At 55.4% G+C, this 22967-nt stretch carries 20 protein-coding genes and 1 pseudogene; 18 read left to right on the top strand and 3 right to left on the bottom strand.

Translation table 11 applies throughout. From position 1 onward, the window contains the following. Nucleotides 1–6 precede the first annotated feature (6 nt). From ACTYOL_RS23695 to ACTYOL_RS23780, 18 genes and pseudogenes are all read left to right on the top strand, one after another. Nucleotides 7–396 (top strand): LuxR C-terminal-related transcriptional regulator, encoded by a 390-nt coding sequence (locus tag ACTYOL_RS23695; RefSeq protein WP_444757168.1) that lies wholly within the window; start codon nt 7–9, stop codon nt 394–396. An 82-nt stretch (nt 397–478) separates the two neighbouring features. Next, the gene (locus ACTYOL_RS23700) at nt 479–727 is read left to right on the top strand and encodes a hypothetical protein (protein ID WP_444757169.1); all 249 of its coding nucleotides are present in this window, start codon (nt 479–481) and stop codon (nt 725–727) included. Continuing rightward, nucleotides 724–1557 (top strand): SPFH domain-containing protein, encoded by an 834-nt coding sequence (locus ACTYOL_RS23705; protein WP_444757170.1) that lies wholly within the window; start codon nt 724–726, stop codon nt 1555–1557. Before ACTYOL_RS23700 ends, ACTYOL_RS23705 begins: the two co-directional genes overlap by 4 nt. Nucleotides 1558–1603: 46 nt before the next feature. Beyond that, nucleotides 1604–1792: pseudogene (gene csrA / locus ACTYOL_RS23710) on the top strand (carbon storage regulator CsrA); the annotation flags it as partial. Between the two features lie 106 nt (nt 1793–1898). Then, nucleotides 1899–2114 (top strand): Arc family DNA-binding protein, encoded by a 216-nt coding sequence (locus tag ACTYOL_RS23715; RefSeq protein WP_444757171.1) that lies wholly within the window; start codon nt 1899–1901, stop codon nt 2112–2114. Next, nucleotides 2111–2305: a hypothetical protein gene (locus tag ACTYOL_RS23720; RefSeq protein WP_444757172.1), complete on the top strand. Its 195-nt coding sequence runs from the start codon at nt 2111–2113 to the stop codon at nt 2303–2305. The genes ACTYOL_RS23715 and ACTYOL_RS23720 overlap by 4 nt, the downstream gene beginning before the upstream one ends. Further along, nucleotides 2289–2642 (top strand): hypothetical protein, encoded by a 354-nt coding sequence (locus ACTYOL_RS23725; RefSeq protein WP_444757173.1) that lies wholly within the window; start codon nt 2289–2291, stop codon nt 2640–2642. The genes ACTYOL_RS23720 and ACTYOL_RS23725 overlap by 17 nt, the downstream gene beginning before the upstream one ends. Further along, nucleotides 2639–3166: a hypothetical protein gene (locus tag ACTYOL_RS23730; RefSeq protein WP_444757174.1), complete on the top strand. Its 528-nt coding sequence runs from the start codon at nt 2639–2641 to the stop codon at nt 3164–3166. The genes ACTYOL_RS23725 and ACTYOL_RS23730 overlap by 4 nt, the downstream gene beginning before the upstream one ends. Further along, nucleotides 3163–3933: a metallophosphoesterase gene (locus ACTYOL_RS23735; protein ID WP_444757175.1), complete on the top strand. Its 771-nt coding sequence runs from the start codon at nt 3163–3165 to the stop codon at nt 3931–3933. Before ACTYOL_RS23730 ends, ACTYOL_RS23735 begins: the two co-directional genes overlap by 4 nt. Nucleotides 3934–4092: 159 nt before the next feature. Then, the gene (locus ACTYOL_RS23740; RefSeq protein ID WP_444757176.1) at nt 4093–5292 is read left to right on the top strand and encodes a tyrosine-type recombinase/integrase; all 1200 of its coding nucleotides are present in this window, start codon (nt 4093–4095) and stop codon (nt 5290–5292) included. Then, entirely contained in the window at nt 5243–5740 is a 498-nt protein-coding gene (locus tag ACTYOL_RS23745) for a hypothetical protein (protein ID WP_444757177.1), read from the top strand. The genes ACTYOL_RS23740 and ACTYOL_RS23745 overlap by 50 nt, the downstream gene beginning before the upstream one ends. Before the next feature lie 530 nt (nt 5741–6270). Then, complete coding sequence (locus tag ACTYOL_RS23750; protein WP_444757178.1) at nt 6271–7527, top strand: integrase domain-containing protein; 1257 nt, start codon at nt 6271–6273, stop codon at nt 7525–7527. 963 nt (nt 7528–8490) lie between these two features. Then, a complete protein-coding gene (locus tag ACTYOL_RS23755; protein WP_316921111.1) occupies nt 8491–9888 on the top strand; it encodes a YfjI family protein in 1398 nt (465 codons plus the stop codon). Continuing rightward, nucleotides 9872–10231 (top strand): hypothetical protein, encoded by a 360-nt coding sequence (locus tag ACTYOL_RS23760; protein ID WP_444757179.1) that lies wholly within the window; start codon nt 9872–9874, stop codon nt 10229–10231. The genes ACTYOL_RS23755 and ACTYOL_RS23760 overlap by 17 nt, the downstream gene beginning before the upstream one ends. Continuing rightward, nucleotides 10209–11189: an integrase domain-containing protein gene (locus tag ACTYOL_RS23765; RefSeq protein WP_444757180.1), complete on the top strand. Its 981-nt coding sequence runs from the start codon at nt 10209–10211 to the stop codon at nt 11187–11189. The genes ACTYOL_RS23760 and ACTYOL_RS23765 overlap by 23 nt, the downstream gene beginning before the upstream one ends. Then, on the top strand, nt 11186–11476 hold the full coding sequence (locus ACTYOL_RS23770; RefSeq protein WP_444757181.1) for a hypothetical protein: 291 nt from the start codon (nt 11186–11188) through the stop codon (nt 11474–11476). Before ACTYOL_RS23765 ends, ACTYOL_RS23770 begins: the two co-directional genes overlap by 4 nt. Before the next feature lie 287 nt (nt 11477–11763). Beyond that, a complete protein-coding gene (locus ACTYOL_RS23775) occupies nt 11764–14490 on the top strand; it encodes an N-6 DNA methylase (protein WP_444757182.1) in 2727 nt (908 codons plus the stop codon). After that, complete coding sequence (locus ACTYOL_RS23780) at nt 14491–15369, top strand: hypothetical protein (RefSeq protein WP_444757183.1); 879 nt, start codon at nt 14491–14493, stop codon at nt 15367–15369. A 157-nt stretch (nt 15370–15526) separates the two neighbouring features. Here ACTYOL_RS23780 and ACTYOL_RS23785 read toward each other — a convergent pair whose 3' ends face one another. The 3 genes from ACTYOL_RS23785 to ACTYOL_RS23795 are packed head-to-tail and all read right to left on the bottom strand — an operon-like array spanning nt 15527 to nt 22944. Beyond that, nucleotides 15527–18715 carry a type I restriction endonuclease subunit R gene (locus tag ACTYOL_RS23785; protein WP_444757184.1) on the bottom strand — a complete coding sequence of 1063 codons (3189 nt, stop codon included), beginning with the start codon at nt 18713–18715 and terminating at the stop codon, nt 15527–15529. Between the two features lie 40 nt (nt 18716–18755). Then, nucleotides 18756–21305 (bottom strand): hypothetical protein, encoded by a 2550-nt coding sequence (locus tag ACTYOL_RS23790; RefSeq protein ID WP_444757185.1) that lies wholly within the window; start codon nt 21303–21305, stop codon nt 18756–18758. Continuing rightward, on the bottom strand, nt 21298–22944 hold the full coding sequence (locus ACTYOL_RS23795; RefSeq protein WP_444757186.1) for a hypothetical protein: 1647 nt from the start codon (nt 22942–22944) through the stop codon (nt 21298–21300). Before ACTYOL_RS23795 ends, ACTYOL_RS23790 begins: the two co-directional genes overlap by 8 nt. Nucleotides 22945–22967 lie beyond the last annotated feature (23 nt).

Below are 22967 nucleotides of genomic sequence, written 5' to 3' on the forward strand. Positions count from 1 at the left end.
CAACCGATGACCGCAGAAACCTCAATTACCGTCGGCAACTGGCAGGGCCTTCTCGGCCATGGTGCAGCCCCGCGCGAGCTTGAGTGCCTTCTGGCGATTGCTGGTGGCGCTTCTGGCAAAGAGGTTGCTCGCACCCTGGGCATCAGCGAAGACGGCGTGAAGAAGCGGCTGATCGCGCTGGGCACGAAGTGGGGTGTCACCCGCCGTGCTGCTCTGGTTGCTGAGGCGTTCAAGCGTGGCGTCATCAGTCCGGCCATCATCGCCCTGTGCGCCATTCTGGTCGGTCACTCCATTGCCGGCACCGAAGAATTCACTCGAGTTCGCCGACCTGGTGAACGCAAGCTCGTAGAAACCCGAATCCACCGGCGCGCCGAGTGCGCCTTGGCGGTGGCGTGACGCCTTCCGCCTGATCTAACCCAACCAGTTTTTCGCGAATGCCAACAAGCGCGGCGGGCCTTTGTTCGCCCTGGAGAAAGTGATGAAACAGCCAACCATACCCACCTTCAACCTGCTGATTGCAGTTACCAGTGCGCTGATCTACCTGGCTATCTCCCTGGCCGTCCTGCGCTTCATTGCGCCCGCGCTGGTCAGCAGCAAAGACGACGCGCTGGTCGTTATCGGATTCACCCTCATCGGCATCTGGCTGGTCGCATCGATCGGCTTGCTCAACCACCTGGTCAACAAGCGCCGTGCTCCAGCGGCAACCACCAAAGAGGAAGACAAATGAAGCGTTTACTCGCTGTTGCATCGTTGTGCGCGCTGGCCGCGCTGGGCGGCTGCTCGAAAGTACCTGCCGGTAACGTCGGGGTGATCGTCAACCTGTACGGCTCCGATAAGGGCGTCGAGTTGAAAGAGGTTGGCACCGGTCGCTACTGGGTGGGCATCAACGAGGAGCTTTACCTGTTCCCTACCTTCACCCAAACCGAAACCTGGTCCGGCGACGAAACAATCTCGTTCCAGACGGTCGAGGGCATGAAGGTCGGTGGCGACGTCGGGATCACCTACTCGGTCGCGCCTGACAAGGTCACCACGTTGTTCCAGAAGTACCGCGCTGGTATCGACGAGATCACCAACAAGTTCCTGCGCAACATGGTGCGCGATGCGTTCAACGACGTTGCCTCGAAGCTTCCGGTTGAAAGCGTGTATGGCGCCGGGAAGGCTGACCTGTTGGTCGCTGTCGAGCAGCGCGTAAGAGCTCAGGTCGAGCCGATAGGCATCAACCTCGAGCGCATCTACTACGCCTCCGACCTGGCCCTTCCCCCTCAGGTAACCGCCAGCCTGAACGCCAAGATCCAGGCCACCCAAATGGCCGAGCAGCGCCGAAATGAAGTCGCTCAAGCCAAGGCCGAGGCCGACAAGGAGCGCGCGCGTGCCCAGGGTGAGGCCGACGCCAAGCTGCTGATTGCACAGGCCGACGCCAAGGCGATCGAGGTCCGTGCCCAGGCACTGCGCGCCAACCCCGACGTCGTGACCCTGAACGCTGTGGAGAAGTGGGACGGAAAGCTTCCGACCTACACCGGCGGACAAGCCCCGCTGCCCTTCATCGGCATCAAGTGATCTCAGGGGTGGTGACCATCACCACCCTTCCCAAAGGAGCATGACCATGTTGATCCTCACCCGCCGTGTAGGCGAAGTAATCAAGATCGGAAACGATATCAGTGTCGTAGTCCTGGGCATCACGGCCGGCCAGGTTCGCTTGGGTGTCGAGGCGCCAAAAGGCGTCGCAGTCGACCGCCAGGAGATCGCTCTGCGAAAAGCAGCCGGGCTGCCAAGACCGAATGCAAAGACCACAGCTCCAGCGCAAGAACCGGAACCTCTCTACGCCAATCGCACGGAGGCCGAATGGCGCCAGATGCTTGCCGATGAGCAGAAGGTCGAAAGCCAGAAGGAGGTGCGTCATGGCATTTGAGTACGGCTCCCGAACCGCTGACAAGTTCGTCGTCCGCCTGCCTGATGGGATGCGGGACCAGGTGGCAGCGGCCGCGGATGCAGATGACAGGTCCATGAACTCACTGATTGTGAAGGCAATCCGTGAATACCTGGACATGCAGCAGCGTCAGCAGGTGCTGCTCGGAGCTCTGGTACTGGCGACTCAGCAGGAGCAGCAGTCATGACGACCCAGCCCAAGCCATCTCGCAACGAATTTGACGACCTGGGCGAGCGCCTGGTGCGCTTCGGCAAAGCTCTGCAGGACAGCACCACCAGCGTCGGGCGACTTAATCAGCTGGCCCGGGAATGCGGCATCACGCTGCGCCTGCGCGCCGTCGCCGAAATGGAGGGCGCCACCCATGGGCAGCCTCGCTGAAATGGCACTGGAGCACGCCCGCCGGCGGATCAGCGGAAAGCCAGCCAAGGCGCCTACATTGAAGGCGCCGAAAATTAGCACGCCGCCACCGGACGCCAAACCGCGCAGCCTGGACGTGGTCGTCACTGGCCCCATCAACCACTTCATGTTCCTGGAAGGCCGCAATTGGGCGATCGACATGGTGGCCTCACTCCGGGCTGCGCCAGTGGCGGTGGTGATGGAGCGCCTGGCTGGCGCAACCCAGGGGAGACCAGGGAGCTACGCGGCAGGCATCCAATCGGTGGTCAAGGAGCTGCAGGAGGCCGAGCAGGCATCGTTGGCGGGAGGTCGGGCATGAGCATCTTGCTGCGCGGACACAAACTGAACCAGCGCCAGCTGGATGCCATAACGACGACCATGAACGACCTGATCCAGGGCCGGGTCAGCCAGATGGGTTTCGAGCAGGCTTGCGTCGACGCCCTAGAGAAGGCTGGTTGCCCGCTGGGTTATGACACCACCATGCCGGGCGCTGACAAGACCGTCGAGCAGCGCGCCGCAGCGTGGATGCGTGACGGCGAGGTGGGTATGTCGTCGCGAGCCATTCACGATCACATGCTGGGGCTGACGCCGAAGCACGGATTTTCCTATCCGAGCGACCCCGACGACCTGAACCGCTGCCTGCTTCTGCTCGATCTGATTCCTGAGTGGAAGCCGCGCATGGGCGAGATGGCTCAGCACAGCGAGATGTGGGCCGGCCTGACAGCGCGCTGGGACGAGATTGCTCAGTCCTTCCTCAGCGAAGCAGGCCTGGACTGGTCCATGAGCAAACGAGCGCCAAGGACCTATCAGTTGATGAAGCAAGCGATGGGGGAGCGGCCATGATCCTGCAGCAGTTCCCCATCAACACCGCCGGCCGCGACTTCGCCGTGGGCGACATTCACGGTCACTTCACCCGCCTGCAGCGAGCCCTGGACGCGGTCAGCTTCGATCCGTCTGTTGACCGGTTGTTCTCGGTTGGCGACCTGGTCGACCGCGGGCCTGAGTCGGACCAGGTGGACGCCTGGCTGGCCAAGCCATGGTTCCACGCCGTGCGCGGCAACCACGAGCAGATGGCGATCGAGGCGTACCGGTTCGACCCATCCGGCCGCATTGGCGATGTGCACCTGTTCAACGGCGGGGCCTGGCTCTATGCCAGATCATCCGTAGAGCAAGCGTGCTATGTCGAACTGCTGGCCGACCTGCCGCTGATCATCGAGGTGATGACCCCCCAAGGCCTGATCGGGATCGTGCACGCCGATTGTCCGTTCCCGACCTGGGCCATGCTCGCATCCTGGGCTGATGGCTGCATGCCGGGTATGCGCAATGTCGAGGAGGCCGTGCAGTGGTCGCGCAGCAGGATCAGCCAAGAGCAACACCATGGTGTCGGCGGCGTTCGCGCGGTGGTGGTCGGCCATACCCCGGTCAAGCGCCCGGCGGTGCTGGGCAACGTCTACCACATCGACACCGGCGGCTGGATGGATGGCCACTTCACGCTGCTGGACCTGCATACCCTGTCAGCTCACCCGCCAATTGAACGGAAGTTGAGTTGGGATTGGAATGACGTGACAGATCGGCGTGACAACCAGAACCTGACGCGTCAGGTGGAGTAAGGCAATGCGCTACATGACCGTCAGAAAGTTCGCCAGCGAGTCTGGCTACACCGAGGACGCGATCCGCTCGAAGATCCGCGACGGGGTCTGGCGGCTGGGTGAAATTTGGATAAAAGCGCCGGACGGCCGGACGCTCATCGATATGGAAGGGTACGAGACATGGGTAGAGGCGGGAGTGGGGTCAGGGCAGTCTCAGACACGAGCATCGAAATCACGTTCATGTACCGCGGCGTTCGGTGCCGTGAGCGCGTCTCGCTCAAGCCCACCGCCACTAACCTGAAGAAGGCCCAGCAGCACAAGGCAGCGATCGAGCATGCCATTGCCCAGGGCACCTTCGATTACTCCGTCACCTTCCCAGGCTCACCGCGCGCAGCGAAGTTCGCGCCGGAGTCTAGCCAGGAGACGGTAGGCGGATTCTTGACCAGGTGGCTCGAAGCCAAGCGCAAGCACGTATCCAGCAGCACCTTCGATGGCTACCGGAAAATCGTCGAGCTCCGACTTATTCCAGCGCTTGGTCACCACCTGGTGGTCGACCTGAAGCGCAAGGCGATCCGCGACTGGCTGGATGGGCTGGAGGTCGGCAACAAGACGCTGAGCAACATCCAGAGCTGCCTGAGGTCCGCGCTGAATGACGCAGTCGACGAGGAACTGCTGGATACCAATCCTCTGGCCGGATGGACCTACGCTAGGAAGGAGGCGCCGCCGAAGGATGACGACGTCGACCCATTCACACCCGAAGAGCAGCAGGCGATTCTTGCCGCCCTCAATGGCCAAGCCAGGAACATGGTGCAGTTTGCGTTATGGACAGGCCTGAGGACGAGCGAACTGGTCGCCCTGGATTGGGGGGATGTGGATTGGGTGCGGGGGGAAGTGATGGTCAGTCGGGCGATGACCCAGGCTGCTGGTGGGGAGGCTGAAGTGACGAAGACGGCAGCAGGCCGAAGGTCTGTGAAGCTGCTGCGCCCCGCTCTCGAAGCGCTGATGGCGCAGAAGGCGCACACCTTCCTGGCTGATGCAGAGGTCTTCCAGAACCCGCGCACACTTCAGCGCTGGGCCGGCGACCAGCCGATCCGCAAGACAATGTGGCATCCGGCGATGAAAAGAGCCGGTGTTCGTTATCGGCGCCCCTACCAAACTCGGCACACATACGCTTCCATGATGCTATCGGCGGGTGAGCATCCGATGTGGGTAGCTAAGCAGATGGGGCATAGCGACTGGACGATGATTGCGCGAGTATATGGTCGCTGGATGCCATCTGCTGACGACCAGGCGGGTGGTAAGGCAGAAAGGTTATGGGGAGGGGAAGGGAATGGAAAGCAACTTGCCGGAGTGGATCGGGATTCTAAAGCTGGCTGCTAGCGCAGTCGCCGGATTCATATCGAGTGCGGCCATTTTTATATGGAAAGAGCGAAAGGAAGCTAAAAGAGAAGCCTTGGCGAACTATAATGATGCACTCTCTATAGCAGCTCAAAATAGGGATGTAGCTCAGGAGGGCCTAATGATGCTCTATGAAATTGTACAGAAAATTCAGGCATCACCCGCACGTCAAGAATTGATCGAAATTAGGAACACCTTTCAACTAGCCGCGTCGTCGATTGCTGAACCAAACGCTAAAGCTGCTCAGGAGTTCTACGACTCGATTTATGATCACGACGGTCCAATGTCGTTGAGCGAGAGTCGCCTGATCCTAAAAAAAGCGAGGCATTTCCTTAGCAATAATCAATCTGCCAATAAGGGAATGCTGAAGAAGCTTGATCTTGTGGGCACTTCTTTGCAACTTCAATCGGCCAGCCAAACTAACAAATAGCAAACCAATTATCTAAGGTATTTTAAATGGGATACCCAAACATCATTAGCAAAAAGTTTACATGCCATCGCTGCGGAAAAGAAGAAAGCTTCCACAGCGACATGCAGTATGTTACCGACGACACCGTCGATACCCTTACATCTAACCACTTGCTGGATACCGTAGCCCGCGCCAATGGCTGGGAGCTTTTGTATTCCCAGGACGCTCTGCCAGGTGACAACTACACTGAGGCGTGGTGTAACGATTGCTACAATACGAAATGACAGCTTTATGCCAGCTTATCGGCTACAAGCCGTGCGATCCTTGAGATAGACGCGGGTTCAAATCCCCCCGGCTCCACCAAATGATCAAACAAAGACGTCCACGGACGTCTTTTTTTGTGCCTGGAAGTCATTGAAATCAAGGGTTTACTGCTCTTTTGAGGGCCACAACGGTTTTTTGAGTTCCAGCCATCCCGGTATTCCCGGTGGTATTCCAGCCTACCTGGGGCTAATCTTGGGAATACCAAAAGGTGTCAGGGAGCTTCTCCCATGTGCGCTCAAACAGCTCGCCTCTCCGACCGCCAGCTCAAGGCGGTCAAGCCCAAAGACAAGGACTACGTCCTCACGGATGGCGACGGCCTCCAACTCCGAGTCCGGGTCAACCGCTCGATGCAGTGGAATTTCAACTACAGGCATCCGATCACCAAGAATCGCATCAACATGGCGCTCGGCTCCTACCCCGAGGTCTCTCTGGCGCAAGCTCGGCGGAAAGCGGTTGATGCTAGGGAAGTACTTGCTCAGGGGATTGACCCCAAAGCTCAGCGCAATGATCTCGCACAGGCCAAGCTGGCCGAGACGGAACATACGTTCGAGAAAGTAGCTACCGCCTGGTTCGAGCTGAAAAAGGACTCGGTCACGCCGGCCTATGCCGAGGACATCTGGCGTTCACTCACTCTGCACGTTTTCCCGAGCATGAAATCGACTCCGATCTCGGAAGTGAGCGCACCGATGGTGATCAAGATCCTTCGACCCATCGAAGCCAAAGGCAGCTTGGAAACCGTGAAGCGGCTTAGCCAGCGCCTCAACGAGATCATGACCTACGGTGTCAATTCGGGAATGATCTTCGCAAACCCACTCAGCGGGATTCGGGCGGTGTTCAAGAAACCGAAGAAAGAAAACATGGCGGCGCTTCCACCCGAGGAGCTTCCTGAGCTCATGCTGGAAATTGCGAACGCCAGCATCAAGCGCACGACCCGCTGCCTGATCGAATGGCAGTTGCACACCATGACTCGCCCTGCCGAGGCTGCGACTACTCGCTGGGTAGACATAGACTTTGAAAGGCGAGTCTGGACTATCCCACCGGAGCGGATGAAGAAACGACGCCCGCACAGCATCCCGTTGAGCGATCAAGCCATGTCATTGCTGGAGGTACTGAAGTCCCACAGTGGTCATCGGGAGTACGTCTTCCCGGCAGACCGAAACCCTCGTACTCATGCCAATAGTCAGACCGCCAACATGGCGTTGAAACGCATGGGCTTCCAGGACCGCTTGGTCAGCCACGGCATGCGCTCGATGGCCAGCACCATATTGAATGAACATGGGTGGGACCCGGAGCTCATCGAAGTGGCGTTGGCGCACGTCGACAAGGATGAGGTGCGCAGTGCCTACAACCGAGCCGACTACATCGAGCGACGGCGGCCGATGATGGCGTGGTGGAGCGAGTACATTCTGAAGGCGTCGACGGGCAATCTCTCGGCCAGCGCGATGAATGTGGCTAGGGATCGGAACGTAGTACCCATCCGATAGGGCGGCGACAACGGCGACACTGGCGACAGACCGCGTGCCATCTACATCCCTGCCGTCTGAGCGGATGGCGACAGTCGCCAACTCGCCTCGATTTTGGCTTCTCCGGCTAAGCCCGTGAGCATGGGGAGGCTTCGCATCCCCATGCTCACGGGCTAACACTAGAAAAGCGACAAACGGCCACTTTGCCACTGACACCCACCGACTTCCAAAGCACGCCAGAGGTGGAATCTGGCGCATTTCCATGTGCCCTTCACCAATTGACCCGAGCCGCGGTGACCGTTAGAACGAAGGTTCAAAGCGCTGCCTTAGGCAGCACCCAGATGACCAGAGCCTTCAAGGTCATGCCGCTAACCCGGTGGTTCAACCCAAAGTGCGATCCGCGCCCGGAGGCTCGCACGGTCATTCGCCAGAATGATGGACGCCCTCTAAACAATCCGCCTAGTGCGGCTGCCCGCTAACCCTTTAGCCCTGCAGCAACGAACCTGCTCGGCCAATGTTTTGCGCCAACCGTTCGCCCGTCTCTTTTTCCAGAAAAGAGACGGGCGCTCCTACCACTGCTGCAGCCCTCATCGTACATGGCTTTGCGGCAATTCCCCTCGTGACAATCGGCGTGACAAACGCCGATATCACCAGCAACAGCGCTGTAGATGATGGTGCCGCAGACCAGGGAATGGACTGCACCTGACTGACAGTCAGGCATGCCCCAGTCATCGCATTGCTGCTTGCACATGGCTCAGGATCTCGCGGCACTGGTCTCGTCAGCCAATGCAGCCTCCACCCGCCCACCGGTAACGGTGCTCAGGAGGCCAGATCATGAGATGCCCTTGCTCCTGGTCGTAAGGAGCCGCCAGTCCCGCGTCAGTGGACACCCTCACAGGTCGCAGGGGCCTTGATCCCTGATAACACTCAGCATTCTTGGCGGGATGACGTGAGGGAGAGATCGGTAATTTATGGAGAAAGGCTATGCAACTGCGCGAAGTACAAGGGCCGCCACGCCCCTTGTTGGAACAGCAGATAACGCCCCTACCCTACCCGGTCGCGGCGCTGGGCGATCTATTGGGGCCTGCCGTGGAACGCATGGCCAATGTGATCGGCGTGCCCTGCGCCATGGCCGCGCAATCCGTTCTGGCCACGGCAGCTTTGGCGAGCCAGGCGCACGCCAATGTTCACCTCGACGGCCGAATCTATCCGTTGTCGCTGTACTTGCTGACGGTGGCTTGCTCGGGTGATCGCAAAAGCGCGGTGGACCATGTTGCGCTGCAGGCCGTACGGGACTGGGAAAGACAGCAGTGGATCGCCTATGGCGAACAGCTCAAGGCGCACCGAGCTGCAATGAGCCTCACCGCGAAGTCACCGACCTCGAAAAAGTCAGCACAGCTAGCGCTTGACGCCCAACCTGAACCTGTCCAACCAAGACTGCTCACTGCTGAGCCGACCATTGAGGGCCTGGTGAAAAGCCTGTGCCACGGCTTGCCCAGCATGGGGCTGTTCAGCGATGAGGGCGGGCAGTTTTTGGGCGGCAGCACCATGAGCAAGGACAACATGATCAAGGCGATCACTCACTTGTCGACGCTGTGGGACGGTAGCCCGATTGATCGGTCGCGCGCGATGACTGGAGAAAGTCTGCGTGCCTATGATCGCCGCCTCAGCATGCACTTGATGCTTCAACCCCGCCTGGCAGACCGCTTGCTGCAGGACGCTGATATCAAAGACCAGGGCATCCTGGGACGCTGTCTGATCAGTTGGCCAGAACGTCTGGTTGGACAACGACTGTACAAAGCCATCGACCTGACCCGAGATCCAAAGGTGCACCTGTACCAGCAGCGCATTGCCGCGTTGATGCAGAAGCCTTGGTCACGTCATAAAGACGGCGGCCTCAACCCTGCAACCCTGGAGTTAAGCCCCCGCGCCCGCGAGGCCTGGATTGCCATCCACAACACCATTGAATGCGAGTCTGGGGAATTCGGCGAGCTGGTCGACGTGCAAGCTGCTGCGGGCAAAGCCGCCGCGAACGTTCTACGCATGGCTGGTGTAATGGCGGTGGTTGAAGAATCGACTGCCTTGGAAGAAATGCACATTCTGCGCGCCTCTACGCTGATGGATTACTACCTGGCCGAGAACCAACGACTGACTGAACAGGAGCCTCTGAATAAGCTTCGCGCAGAGGCTGATTGCCTGCTGCGCTGGTTGATAAAGAAGGACTGGCCACCGTTTCGCCTGCGCGACCTTACGCGCAACGGCCCCCGCTTTGCCCGTAAAAGCACGCGGCACACCTTCGAGTTATTGCTGCAACTGGTTGCCCATAACTGGCTGGACAATGACGGGGACATATTCGAGGTGCGCCATGTTCCGACTCAATGACGCCGTGCGCCGCTATCGAGCGCAACATCGCTCGCCGACCGAGTTACGGTGTGTCGCCGCCACTGCCACCACTTTGTCGCCACGTGCCAATCCAGATGCGGCTGGGGTTGTCGCCAGTGTCGCCGCTGTCGCCGCTCCAACATCTGAGTCAACCGACCCCGCTCGGCTTATCGAGCAGTTGCAAGAAGAAGGGGCGTTGCTGCAACGCAGCGAAAATACCCTCCTCATCCGACCAGCACACTGGGGACAGTTGGACACCATCGGCCCCCACTGGAAAGCCCTGCTGCTGCTCCTACAAACCCACGATCAAAGTGAAGACAGTGGCGCTGGTCGGTCGGCGTGACGGTCGCAACTTTGGTTATGGCCGACAACTGAGCTATGCCGGCCGGCAGGCTCTGGAAGATCTGTTTGTAGGCGGCCACTTCGCCACAGTCAAAGCGCATAGCGATCGGTGGCAAGCCTTCGTACGCTGGTGCCGATCAGTGGATGGCCCTGGCTACAACGATGCACGCCAGATTGATCGACAGACGCTGGAGGACTACGTCGCATACCTGCGTCAGCAGATCCTGCAAGGCGAACTGTGCATCGCCACCGCGCAAAACCGCCTGAGCAGCGTTAACCGCACCCTAGCTGCGCTGCGCGGTGATCAGGCTATGAAAATCGGCAGTCCAAGTCAGGCATTGGGAATGCAGCGCTCAACTGTGCGCACCTCTGCGCCAAATGGCCAGGATCGTCAATCGATCAAGAGGCTAATGGAGGCTCTTACAGTGAAGCAACATGAGCGGGTAGCCGCCATTGCATTGCTGGCTAGGACAACCGGAATGCGACTGCGCGAAGCGATCCTGGCTGACCTGACACGCTTGCAACGCGAAGCCGAGCATTTTGGTCGTATCAATATCCAAGACGGCACCAAAGGCGGTCGATCAGGGGCGTCGGCTCCGCGATGGATTACAGCCGACAAAGATGTCAAAGAGGCACTTCTTTTTTCTAGAGATGCGTCGCCGACGGGAAGCCGTAACTTACTGGCCCCGTATGAAAGCTACGCTACGTTTTTGCAAAAGACTGTGTACCCCACCCGAAAAACGCTGCAAGAGCACGGTGTCAATGGCTTCCATGAGTTACGAGCAGCTTACGCCTGCGACCGCTACCAACAACTCACTGGCCATTCAGCCCCGGTCAATGGTGGCCAATGCTACCGCATTGATCGTAGACTAGATCGCCGAGCGCGTGAGCAAATCAGTCTGGAGCTCGGACATAACCGCATTGATGTGGTATCCGCTTACATCGGAGGCAGACGGTGAGCAGGCGTTTCGACATGGAGTTGTTCCTTGTTGGCGTGCTAATAGGATCAAAGGCCACACAGCACCGCCACCTACGACAAGCCCAAAACATGCAAGCTGCCATTCAGCAGCGATGGAACAGGGATAATCCCTGGACGTGGCAAGCAAAGCACGTGCGCTGGTTTTTTGCTCACCATCTAAAAAACCGCTCCAGCGCCACCCGCTATTACTACAAACTGACTGCGATTTTGATCTGGAGAAGATTAGAGAATGACCTCAAACCGGGCCTCATTAAAATTATCCCCTGAAATGCTGCCGTTGCCAGCATTGAGTCCCGTCTTTCTCTCTGCGAGCGCAGGAAGTCTATCTCAAAACCTATCCATTGCAGATTTAATATTCAGATGGCTCGAAAAGCACCTCGTGCAAGTAGGATTTTTGCGTCCCCTATAAGTATTTCGCACCACTGACAACGCAGCTTTCGAACCAACAAGTTGAAATATCAGACCCACAAAAACCACCTAGAATAACAACCTAGAAGAAACCTACATTGAACACAGCAAACAACCACTTACCCACTACTTCTCCGGAGCCCTCAATGCAGCTACTTGAAGAAATAGAGGACGTTATAAAGAAACACCCTCTTACCCCCTCTGAGATCACAGAAGAAATAAATTACAAGCGTAGCAGAAAGCACTCAGTACTCGACATAATTGACACAGTCAAAAGAAACCAAGAAACGCTCCAAGAAATCAACGGAAAAATAGTATCTATTTCCGAGCACAAATGGAAAGAACTGATAAGGGCGCACTGGTATCTATTAAGTACACTCCAGGCAATCTATAAAAGCCATGAGCTCCACTTCCTTATAGCGGCACTATTCTATTACAAAAGAATAGTAGACATGCACAAGGAAGATTGCACACATAACAACACAGCCAACCCCGGTAATTACAACTGGAATTCAAGCTCAAGCCGTCCCCTTTCAGCTTGGCTCGACTCAATCCAGGCTGCAAGACATCAAAAGGAATATGACTTAAATCTCTTTAATGACTTTTATAGTCTCCTCAGCAAGTGCCCACCAGAGAGATCAGATGACATTATAAATATGATGCAGAAAGTAGACACATTACTTTTCAGCAAAAATGAATTCAGCACTGCATTCGAATACATACTCGAAACACGTACACCCTCGACACAAAAGAACTATATCACAGGTACATCACCACAAGTTTCCGAGCTGATGGCCAAACTTTTAAACCCTAAGACTGGAGTTGTTTACGATCCAGTGTGCGGCATAGGAAGCTTACTCGGCCATGTATCGAGGATATCAGATTCACATCACCACATAAAAGGCAGCGAAATTCAGATCAGCAATGCACAGATTGCATTAATGAATCTCGAGATGCATGGTATTACAAGCTACGAAATAACTTTAGAAAACTGCTTAGATGAGATACATGATGGCAACTACTACAACTACATCATCGGTGATCTCCCGCTAAACGGCTATGCCAGCCATAGGTCTCCTTGGAAAGAAAAGGGATTCATCCCTTTACTCGAGTTCGTAATCTCAAAGCTTTCAGAGCAAGGCAAAGCAGTACTGACAGTTTCAGATAGCTTTTTGGTATCCCAAGGAAAAGAACAAAACTATAGAGAGCACCTTTTACAAAACGACCTCATAGAAAGCATCATTAGCTTGCCAGCAGGCAGCCTAAAACCATATACAAATGGGAAGTCTTCAATTCTCATCCTCAACAAAACAAAGCCATCTTTTTTAATCAACAGAATAAAATTTATAACCGCCGAGAACTTAGCACCAGCGTCACAAATCCCGATTCTCGATATATCTAACATCCTTGAACAGTACCAAGAAAAAAGCACAGACTCTCTCAACTCACAAATAGTTAGCATTGACGAAGCAGCCTCTCAAAAAAGCTTAAGCGCATCCTATTACACCGAAGAATTCAAGGAAGCTGGAAAATTATTAAAGGGCGGGAAGGCCAGAAAACTTGGCGAGCTTGTTGAAATAATATCTGGCACCACAACTAGAGATATTCAAGCGCTCTCCGAAGACATCCCACTCATTAAAATTGAGAGCCTCGAAAAAGATATTTTGGACATGCGCCTTTCCTCAGAAAAGTCCAATTCATACATAGCCAGAACCAAACAATCAGAAAAATCCCTAATCAAGGAAGAGTCATTACTTATAGCTCGAATTGGTGACAATCTAAAGCCTACAATATTTAAGCCCTCAAAAGCCACTCCCGAAGTCGTAACACACAACGGGGTACTTACCCTACGTCCTTTCCCAAAATCATCTCTTGATATCGAGTACCTCTACTACCAACTTTACTCCCCACTAATACAGAAGCAAGTTGAGCAAAGGCGCATTGGCACAGTGATGCCTTTCATCAGTAAACGACTACTATCAGAAATCATCATTCCAATGATGCCGCTGGACTCCCAAAGAGAATTCATCGCGACACAAAAATCGAACCTGATATCGGCAGAGAAAGAAAGAGTAACTCAAAGACTACGAGCAATCGGCTTTGAAGAGGAAAACCTCCAGAAGGAGAACGAGCTAATAAGCACGCTAGTCCACGAGCTGCGCCCGAAGCTAGTCAAAATCAACTCCTTATCCAACAAGCTTATTCGAATTATTGAAAAGCATAAAATCTCATCACTTGCTCAATATGACGAAGAGGAGCTAGGATTAGACGATGACCTTATGGGGCTACTTGAAAAACCTGAAAACTTTAACATCGGAACAGTGTCCCAAAAAATAGCCATAAACTCTAAAGAGCTGAATGACACACTGTCTCTTGTCAAAGAAATTATGACCCTAAACTTAAAGCCTTCAGAATTCATAAAAACAAAACTATTAAGCTTTTTGAGCGAGCACCTTCGCGACAAGACAATTGAACGCCCTCACAAGTACAAAATAGAAGTCAAGGGACACGAAATTGAGGCCAAAATACATCAGGCCTCAATACTGCAAGTAATAGACCAACTGGTAGCAAACGCTGAGCACCACGCATTTCCATCTCCATCCAGCAAAGACAGGATAACCTTTAACGTAAAAGAAGATAAAGAAAGAAAAATTGCGATCATAGAATACAGCAACAATGGCAAGCCATTTACACTGACAAAATCAGATTACATTCAGTTTTTCACCAAGAGCAAATCAAGCAATGGTTCCGGGATCGGCGGAAACTATATATACAGGATAATTCGAGCTCATGATGGAGACATTGAAATAGACGAAAATAAAGTCAAAGGCTTTTCTATGAAAATCGAAATCCCCATTAAGGACGAGCGATAAATGAACAACATCCTCCTGATTGACGACGATGAAAATTTTAAAGACACATTCCAAATCGAAGCTCAGAACAATAACCTTCGATTAATATATAAAAAAAGCCTTGAAGGCTTACAGGAAGTGATGCCAAAACATCACGCATCAATATCCGCAGTAGTTCTTGATATAAAATGCTTAATTTCCGACAGCCAGGCAATTGAGAATGAGAACTTCATTGGCACAGCGCTAAAATACCTTGATACTAATTTCCCGAACTTCCCTAGAATCGTGCTTACTGGCGACGATGACGCCTTCAATAATTTTAAGCGCTTTGCAGAAGAAAAGAATATTTACCAAAAGACTCCAGAGGGTCTAAGCGAAGCCATCGCAAAATTGAAATTTTATTGCGATAACTCTGAACTTATAAAAATAACTATTGCACACAGCGAAGTGTTCTCGATTCTTAGAAACTATGGCTACAACCAAAGCGCTGAGTCAACTCTTGTAGAAATTCTCAAAAATGAAAATGAGACCAGCTTCCCTCGCTTTGGCGGTATATTTCGAGACATCAGATCACTTCAGGAGACCATCTACAAAACGATCAACATGCATAACAAGCCCGTCGTTCCAGATAGCTTGATAAGACCTAATGGAATGCTAGATTTCAACAAACTCATGAAACACCTTAACGGATATCCGTCTAACTTCACTCCTACAAAGACGGAATATCATAATTCTGCAATATACAACCTAACAAATTCTCTTTATTGGGTGTGCGGAAAATACATCCATGCGGACCCCACTGAGAAATACTACATCAGCAATTACACCCTAAGATCTTCAATATTGAGCCTACTTGAACTTATATACTGGTCAAAGCTTTACCTACCTAAAAGCAAGTAGACCTGATCAAGCCATTAACGGCACAAATAATTCAACCCAAGTCAACATAAATCCCCACTATTCAATTACTCAACAGGCTCAACAGGATTCCCTACAGCACTTCGCAAGCAGCCCCGGCGGCTGCTTGCACGCTTAAACTTCATTAGCTATGTGAGCGCTAAAAAATCGGGCTCGCCAGATTAAAAAGATCTTTCCCTGCATCCTTCTTTAGCAGCTCGTACACCACCGTCAGGAATACATCTCGCGTCGACTCATCGCTAAGGAGCTTGGTCGCCATGCTAGTGTGACTACTCATGGCGGCGGCAATGGCAGACACGGCTTTTGAAGGCAGGTCGGCCTTCATGGCCTGTTCCATGGTGTTGTTCTGCACTTGGGCCATCACTACATTGTCAGCGCGAAGCTTCTCGGAAACGTGTAGAGCGAAGGCCACTTGGTCAGTATCGGTGATATCCTTGCCGAAAGCGTTATTGAGCTTCTCGATCAATTCAGCTAGGTATGTTTTCTCCCGGTCACGGGCGTCACGCAGGCCATTATCGGTCATACCATAGAGGCCAGGCATTTCAGCCTGCACGGTGACGCCACCGAGGTTGCTGCCCTTCTTGATCTTATAGTGGCTGAGTTTAAGGTCACCCAAATCCACCTGGTCAGCGGTGATGCCCTTGAGCCTTTTACGCAGCAGGCGTGCATAGCTGGCAAAGGCCTCCAGGCTTGGGTCTCCGAAATCGAGCAACTGGGCTATGTACTCATAGCTGCGCACGAACTTGGTCAGGCTCTCACTGAAGATCATCAGCTCGTCGCGTGCCTTGCAATACTCCGAACGCTGCACATCGGCATACTCCATGTCCTTGTCGCTACCTTCGTCGTAGGCCTTCTCCCAGGCTTTTTCCCACTGGTCGATGGCATCGTTGAGCGTCTTCAACTTTCCGTTGAAGCGGTCGGTAGCTGACTGAGTAAGCGAGAACAGCTTCTGGTGCGTCACCTTCGGATCGACGATGGCGTCACCGAAAGCCTCCACCTCAGCTTGCTCATAGATGAACATGCCATCCAATCGCTGCTTGATGTCATAGACGATGTTCGGATCCTGGATGTCCGCCACCTGAGCATCGCGATAGAAGGTCTTGAATGACGCCAGTATTTCGTCGGCCTTGTTAGCGAAGTCGATGACGAAGGTCTTGTCCTTCCCAGGGAAGGTACGGTTCAGACGCGAGAGGGTCTGCACGGCCTCCACACCGGATATTTTTTTGTCCAGGTACATGGCAACCAGCTTGGGCTGGTCGAAGCCGGTCTGGTACTTGTTGGCGACGATCATCACCCGGTAGTCCGGAGTGTCGAACACCTTGCGCATATCGCGGCCATGCAGGCCGGGGTTCAGGTTGGTTTCACTGAATTGGTGATCCTTGGGCAGGCTGGCCGCTTCCACGTCCGTATTAGGCACCTCACCTGAGAAGGCCACCATCGCCAGCACGTTGTCATAGTCCTTGCGCTTGCAGTAATCCTCCAGCGCCAGGTGGTACTTCACCGCTGCAGCACGCGAGCTGGTCACCACCATGGCCTTGGCCTGGCCACCGAGCAGGTCCGCGACGTTCTTGCGGAAGTGCTCGACGATCAGCTCGACCTTCTGTCCCACATTCACCGGGTTGAGCGACAGCCACTTGGCCAGTTTGCGCCCGGCGCTCTTTTCGTCCACGCGCTTGTCATCGACCATCTCGCTGCCAATTTTGAATGCCACCTCGTAGCTGGTGTAGTTCTTCAGCACATCGAGGATGAAGCCTTCGTCGATCGCCTGCTGCATCGTGTAGAGGTGGAACGGTGCCGGCGGGTTGTCGGTGCTGACGGACTGCGCCGGATTGCGCGGGCGACCGAACAGGCTCAGCGTCGAATGCTTGGGCGTGGCGGTGAAGGCGAAGTAGCTGGCATTGCCTGGACGCGAGCGCGAGCTCTGCCAGACGGACAACCGCTCCGCCTTGGAGAGTTTTTCCCACTCCGCCTCGCTCTGCCCGGTCAGTACATAACGCAGGTCATCCGCCGTGCTGCCCCCGGTGGAGCTGTGCGCCTCGTCGATGATGATGGCAAAACGACGATTACGCAGGCTCTGCTCGCCGAGGATGGCCTTCTGCGCATAGGGGAACGTCTGTAGGGTACAAACGATAATTGGCACACCATCGAGCATGGCCTTGGCCAACTGCTGGCTCTTGGGCAGATTCGACTGTTGGCGGTCGATGGCGCATACCACGCCAGCTTGGTGCTCGATCTGTTGGATGGCATCCTGTAACTGCTGGTCAAGCACCTGGCGGTCGGTTACCACGATCACGCTGTGGAAATACGGTTCACCGTCCGGACGGCGCACACGAATCAGCGAATGCGCGGTCCAAGCGATGGTATTGGTCTTGCCCGAGCCGGCGCTGTGCTGGATCAGATACGGTTGCCCTGCCCCTTCTACCCGCACCGCGTCGATCATCCTGGTCACACCCTCCCACTGATGGAAGCGCGGGAAGATCAGGCCTTCCTTGAAGTAGGTTTTGCCGTTGACGTCTTGGACTTCCTTACGCTCCTGCAGCACGAAGCGGTGGAAGATATGCAGCCAGTTGTCCTTTTGCAGCACCCGCTGCCAAAAGTAGCTCACCGGGTAGCTACCGTTGTCACCCGGTGGGTTGCCGGCGGCGCCATCGTTGCCCCGGTTGAATGGCAGGAAGAAGGTCGAGTCGCCGGCCAGCTTGGAGGTCATGCGTATGTCGCTATCGCTCATGGCGAAATGCACCACCGCGCCACGCTTGAAAGTGAGCAGCGGCTCCAGGCCGCCGCTCTTGCGCTCAGGACGGCGGTCCATGCAGTACTGCTGCATGGCGGCCTGGACTGACTGGGTGAAGTCGGTCTTCAACTCCACCGTGGCCACTGGAATGCCGTTGATAAAGAAGGCCAGATCAATCTCGTCGGCCTTGTCCAACGAGTAACGCAGCTGTGGCACGACGCGCAGCCGATTGGCCACATAGCGGGCGATCACCGTGTCGTTGCGCGCGTCCTCGGGCAGCGCCTGGCTCATGGCCAGGGTTCCGCCGCCGGCCACTGCAAAGCCATAGCGCAGCACATTTACCGTGCCTCCATCGACCTTGTTCTCCAGCTGCTTGACCAGTCGATCCAGCACCGCATCACGCGTGCCTGCTCCATTCATGGCGAGGATCTTGGCCATGGCCGTAGGCTGGCTGTCCTCCAGCCAGCCCAGCACATCCCCAGGGAATAGCGCCCGAACCTGGTCATACTCGGCGGACTTGCCCACCCGCCAGCCAGCAGCCTCAAGCTGCTCGACGATATGGCGTTCCAATTCGCATTCATGGTGGATGTGGCTCATATATTCAGTCTCGCTTCTCTACTGTTTGTCCAGCTACACCTCAATTCGGGGCGTAACTTGCTGGCTGTGTCGGCCTCAGCGCAACTACTCGGTCACGCTTAAACTTCCGTACATCATCGAAATCCCAAAAGCCGACGTTATTCTGATCAAGCTCAACGATGACCCTCGGCTGATCATCCAAACCAAAAATCCTGCAGTATCCGCCGAGCTCAAACTCGTCGGTCTCCTTCTGTCCCTGCGACCAAGAGGAACCATAAGCCAGATGCAGGATTAGCCATTGCTCTGCCTGAATGGAGGCGCTCGGAGTTGGCTTGAGTGTTCGCTGAATGCTTTCGCGCAGCTCTGCACTGGCATCCTGGTCTGCAGCGATTGAAGGCATCAGCCTCAGGAACACCGCATTCGCCTGCAACCTACGGAGTTTTTCATCCGTACCCCACATTAGGCTGACCTTGGCCGACAATTCATCACCCAGGTCCCAAGCCAGCCAAACCAGCAAGGTAGTTAGCTGCATCGTCTCATCGGCATCGTCGTCGATCGACTTGTCGATCACTTCGAGGAGCCGCGACCCCGGACCGAGTAAATACCTAATGCTTTCATCGAGGAGATAACGACGATCTCGCTCTTCCACGAGATCCTGCCCGGTTGCTCGCCAGCGTTTCTGCTTATCGAGATGGCGTAGCTCACGAATCAGAGCCAGTACCGCAATCAGCTGGATCGACGCACTGACTTTCCTTGACTCGTCCTGACTGGCCAGCTTCAGTTGCGCGACCATTTTTCTGCTCAAAGCCCTTGCCTTCCTGGCAACGGCCAGGGCAATTTCAGCGTCCCAGAACTGAGGCTTCTCGACTGGATCGCTCGTCTCATCGCCGCCATCGTCCTCCTGGCCAACCTGTTCCTCTTCGCTCCGCCCAGCCCGATCGACCTCGACACTCTGCACCTCGAGACCGTCGCTCAGGCGTCGCATGAGCACATCGATCAGATAAGCCAAATCACCGGATTTCAACACACGCTGTTTGCGCTTCATCCGAGCCATGTCGCTCACACTGATCACCAACGATGTCGGCCCGTCCTCAACTGGAAGCGCATCCTTTTTATCCCGACACTCGCGGATTGCCATCTGGATCTCGTGATCGGATTGCTTCGCGAAGATCACCCGCTCAACGGTGGCGATGACCCTCGAAATATCGGCCTCACTCGAGCCCAGCTCGCTGAGTGCCGAACGAATCTGGTACTGCCTGGAGGACCGGGAGCTCGCATCAATGATCGAGGGGTGCAGAATCATCGCCCGGGCGATCGGCTTGCCGTCATGCTCCAACAGACAGGAGCGAATGTCTGTCACCTCAACATTGGTTCTTAACACGACTTCGTCGTCACGTAGTTCCAGTGGGGCAAGTGACTCCAGCTTCTCCTGGTTCGGGCCAAGCACTACGGCTTCGGTCACCGACATCTGTTCGCCCCGATAACTGATACGTATCAGGCCACTACCCCCATCCGAAAAGCCCGAAAGCAGTGGCAACGACGCCTGCTGCTCGATCTCGATGGTCTCGTTGCGCTCCTGGATCGCAGCGAACTCCTCTGGCGCCAGCTCGGGCAACTCGAACAGGCTGAGTATTGAAGTGGCCTCAGCAGCGCGTCGAGCGGCAATGCCTGCCTGTAGCACTACGGCCTCGACATTGCCATTCGCAGCATCCATCCAGGCGGGACGGCTGGGGTTCGCACTACCACTGACAAACACATCGGCCGCAGCGCCATGCGTTTCAAGATAGAGAACCTTGGCATGAAGATAGCCGGCCCGATCAGCAACCTCTCGCGCATCCACATACCGAACAATTTCGCCTTCATAGCTGCCGGGATGCTGGACCGAGTCGGGATCGATACCCACCACGATATCTGCGACGGGCCAGCGGGTCTTCAACTCCTTGAGCAGAGCCAGCTCCCGATCGAAGAACGCCCCCAACACCGCAATCCTCCTAACCGGGGCTGTAATCCGCTCAGCAACTTGATCGATCAGCGCCTGCCTTCTCGAACCTTGCGCAAGTATGGCAGGCGAGCCCATGTCTCCGGCCGTGGCAATCAAAGGGCTGATGAAACGGCCAATTACCAGCGCCGACTCCAACAGAGGTTCAGGAGCCTTGCCGCGTTCCAGCTCGATCCACTCACGGAGCATCAGCCCGACAGCCTTGAGAACGGCGATACCCTCACCATCCTTGGCACCGCCAACTTCGATCCAGTTGGTGATTTCGCGGTTGAAGCCAAGCCCTGACAGCGTGAGATTGTGGCTGCCGACCAGAATCGATGCCTTCTTTGCCCCCAACAGAAGACAGACCTTTGGGTGAAAGGCGCCGCTCACACCAATCGGTAGCAGCGTGTAGGCATGACCTGCCAGACGAGGCCGAGTTGCCTGGCTTTCCCACGAGGCTGCACATTGGCCCCGATCCATGAGTACCACGTTATGCCGGCATCCAGCTGCTACCAGCTTGCGCAGCAACACCTCCTCGTAGAAAGGCAGTGTCGCGTTGAAGGTGGTGATCAACGAGGCCTCGTAACCTCCACGTTTGATCACTTCGAGAAGGGAGACGTCGTCAGACACTGGCGGCCTCCATCTGCGTCCGACCAGATGTAGTAAGCCTGGTCATGTGGCTGTCATCACGCGTCAGCATTCCAAGGTCGCGAAGGATCTGTACCGCCTGCTGGAAACGAGGGGTAGTCGGCGATGGCAGCGGGATCTGGTCACCCACCACTTCCAAGCCTCGCTCGGACGGTCGCAAATGGAAGGTCGAGCGGTTGGATTGTCGGAGTTTGCGCAGTGCCACTCGAAGATGGGTGTCCAAACACCAAACGACCAGATCGGCAATCACATGCTCCAGAGACATCGTCTGCCAGTCGGCACCACGGTTGCGGAAGCTGATGAGGTTGATCGGATAGTCCCTGAGTGCCTCAAAAGTGATCGCCAACCCTGAATACGGCTGCTGCCCTGGATCATCGCGAGCAACCAGCATTGCCAGCAGGCTCAGGCTATGTGAAAGCAGCGGCGCAATATCTACTCCCGACTGCCAGCCACCAATCAACTGCCGACCCAACTGAATCTCATGCTCGTCATTTGTCCAGTCAGTGAGCGCCGGAGCGTTCGCCCTGCTGCTGGCAACCAGATCTCCAAAATTCCCCGCCCCCAGATTACTCAGTACTCCGGCAACAGTTGACGAGCCGGCAAACCAGCCAGCGAACATCTCGACGCTATGAAATACCCGCCGCTGCGCCGCCGATTGCGGTTGCATTTCCTGTAGGCAGATGGCGAGTATCGTCTGGAAGGCCACCGACATCAGGTCATTGCGCACATAGACAGCCCAGTGCGCCTGAGTCGATCGCAAGGCATCGGGAATTTCCCACGCAGCACCATTAGGCAGAGTGACGCTATAGACACAGGCTCGGAACACATCCTCGGTCAGATCCCATCCGTTCGGCAGGGCTTCCGCCAATTGCTGAATCAGACCCAGGCTTCGGCGTCGCTGAGTGCCTTCCTCTGAATAGCGGTTGCCTGTATCGAAGAAAATATCAGTGAGCTGCTGATGCTCGCGTAGGCTACCAGCAACGTTGCAGGCGCAGAAACCGCTCAGCTCGTCGAGCTCTTCGAGTGTCACCAAGTCGTTTTCTACAACCTGCCAGAACCGCTCACCAGGTACAGACGCATCGACACTCTGCGCCAGCGGCGCGCCATACTGGCTGCTATAGAAACTCCAGGAACGGCCGGACGACTCCATCAATTGCAGATCGGCCAGAGTGCCCGCGTAGTACTGCGAAAGACCACCTAGCCGATTCATGAAGTAGCGCTGTGGCGTTTCCTCGGTCGTCGCGTAGAGCGATAGCCGCAGTGGTTCACCGGTTTTCAGACTGGCGAGTGAGGGAACCAGCTTGGTGCGACCGACCATAGCGACGCCGTGTCGCTCGTTGTTGTGGTCGGTCACCTGTGCGTGCTGCTCGGCAATCAGGGTGAATAGGCAGTCTGCACGCCGAAACCGCTCGACAAAGTGGTTGTAGTCATTCTTCGCGTAACGCTGGTCATAGGACCATACCAACCAAGGATAAAACGAGTAATAGCGCGCCCTATCAGTGACATTGGTAATGCCAGGCAGTAACTGGCCATAGATCATTACGCAGGGCGCCTGAGTGCCGAGGTGATCAATACCGCCACTCGCATAGGGTGGTTTCAACCAGCTGGTGGTGAGTTTCATCGACGACTAATCCCTTACCGCGA

The organism is Pseudomonas sp. A014, from assembly GCF_052378495.1.
In the GTDB taxonomy this organism is placed as follows: domain Bacteria; phylum Pseudomonadota; class Gammaproteobacteria; order Pseudomonadales; family Pseudomonadaceae; genus Aquipseudomonas; species Aquipseudomonas machongensis.

Excerpts from the sequence above, each read along its gene's own strand:
- ACTYOL_RS23695 (WP_444757168.1), top strand. The coding sequence starts at position 7 with ATGACCGCAGAAACCTCAATTACCGTCGGCAACTGGCAGGGCCTTCTC.
- ACTYOL_RS23700 (WP_444757169.1), top strand. The coding sequence starts at position 479 with ATGAAACAGCCAACCATACCCACCTTCAACCTGCTGATTGCAGTTACC.
- ACTYOL_RS23705 (WP_444757170.1), top strand. The coding sequence starts at position 724 with ATGAAGCGTTTACTCGCTGTTGCATCGTTGTGCGCGCTGGCCGCGCTG.
- ACTYOL_RS23715 (WP_444757171.1), top strand. The coding sequence starts at position 1,899 with ATGGCATTTGAGTACGGCTCCCGAACCGCTGACAAGTTCGTCGTCCGC.
- ACTYOL_RS23720 (WP_444757172.1), top strand. The coding sequence starts at position 2,111 with ATGACGACCCAGCCCAAGCCATCTCGCAACGAATTTGACGACCTGGGC.
- ACTYOL_RS23725 (WP_444757173.1), top strand. The coding sequence starts at position 2,289 with ATGGGCAGCCTCGCTGAAATGGCACTGGAGCACGCCCGCCGGCGGATC.
- ACTYOL_RS23730 (WP_444757174.1), top strand. The coding sequence starts at position 2,639 with ATGAGCATCTTGCTGCGCGGACACAAACTGAACCAGCGCCAGCTGGAT.
- ACTYOL_RS23735 (WP_444757175.1), top strand. The coding sequence starts at position 3,163 with ATGATCCTGCAGCAGTTCCCCATCAACACCGCCGGCCGCGACTTCGCC.
- ACTYOL_RS23740 (WP_444757176.1), top strand. The coding sequence starts at position 4,093 with ATGGGTAGAGGCGGGAGTGGGGTCAGGGCAGTCTCAGACACGAGCATC.
- ACTYOL_RS23745 (WP_444757177.1), top strand. The coding sequence starts at position 5,243 with ATGGAAAGCAACTTGCCGGAGTGGATCGGGATTCTAAAGCTGGCTGCT.
- ACTYOL_RS23750 (WP_444757178.1), top strand. The coding sequence starts at position 6,271 with ATGTGCGCTCAAACAGCTCGCCTCTCCGACCGCCAGCTCAAGGCGGTC.
- ACTYOL_RS23755 (WP_316921111.1), top strand. The coding sequence starts at position 8,491 with ATGCAACTGCGCGAAGTACAAGGGCCGCCACGCCCCTTGTTGGAACAG.
- ACTYOL_RS23760 (WP_444757179.1), top strand. The coding sequence starts at position 9,872 with ATGTTCCGACTCAATGACGCCGTGCGCCGCTATCGAGCGCAACATCGC.
- ACTYOL_RS23775 (WP_444757182.1), top strand. The coding sequence starts at position 11,764 with ATGCAGCTACTTGAAGAAATAGAGGACGTTATAAAGAAACACCCTCTT.
- ACTYOL_RS23780 (WP_444757183.1), top strand. The coding sequence starts at position 14,491 with ATGAACAACATCCTCCTGATTGACGACGATGAAAATTTTAAAGACACA.
- ACTYOL_RS23785 (WP_444757184.1), bottom strand. The coding sequence starts at position 18,715 with ATGAGCCACATCCACCATGAATGCGAATTGGAACGCCATATCGTCGAG.
- ACTYOL_RS23795 (WP_444757186.1), bottom strand. The coding sequence starts at position 22,944 with ATGAAACTCACCACCAGCTGGTTGAAACCACCCTATGCGAGTGGCGGT.